At 45.9% G+C, this 886-nt stretch carries 1 protein-coding gene; it reads left to right on the forward strand.

Annotation, left to right across the window (positions count from 1 at the left end):
- On the forward strand, positions 1-886 hold an 886-nt coding region (locus A3738_RS07695), incomplete at both ends, for a glycerol-3-phosphate dehydrogenase/oxidase (protein WP_231876568.1).

Genomic DNA, 886 nt, shown 5'->3' on the forward strand with positions numbered 1-886 from the left:
AAATGATTTTTATGCGCCGGGCATGAAACAGAGAGAGCTGCTAGGCGCGACTCGTTTCATGGATGCCGTAACTGATGATGCTCGCTTAGTAATGCGTGTCTTGGCTGATGGGAATGAGCAGGGCGGTATTGCTCTTAATTACCTCAAAGCAACGGGTGTTATGCGCTCAGGTTCAGAAGTTGAGCGTAATACAAAAGTGATTGGCCTGTATTTAAAAGACGAGCTCAGCGGCAAAGAACTTCAAGTTCAAGCTAATGCTGTGGTTAACGCCAGCGGTGCCTGGACGGATGAACTTCGTCAAATGCTTGGTAATAAGAAAAGCATTCGACCTTTGAGAGGAAGTCACCTAGTTATTCCATTCTGGCGTCTACCGGTCGCCTTTTCCGTTAGTTTTTTCCATCCGAAAGACAAGCGACCAGTATTTGTTTTTCCTTGGGAAGGTCAAGTCGTGATCGGTACAACAGACCTTGATCATCATAATACTATGTTGAGCGAGGCATCGATTACGGAAAATGAAGTCACTTATCTTTTGGATGCAGCGAATTCACAGTTTGATCATGCAGCACTGAAGCGTGAGGACATTATCTCTTCTTGGTCCGGTGTGCGGCCAGTTGTTGTTGATGAATACAGTGCTGAGGATGTTGCTGCTACGAACAAACCATCAGACGAGAAACGTGAGCATATGGTTTGGGATGATGCAGGGTGTATCAGTATCGCCGGCGGCAAACTCACGACATTTCGCTTGTTAGCGCTCGAAGTATTGCGTGCAGCTCAACCTTATTTACAAAACAACCTTTCCATATCGGATTTAGATGCGCCTTCAGATTTTAGTGAGTCCGATGAATCTGTGTTGATTGGCGACCATAAACTATCGAAGCAACGCCGT

It is taken from the genome of Oleiphilus sp. HI0066 (assembly GCF_001635725.1).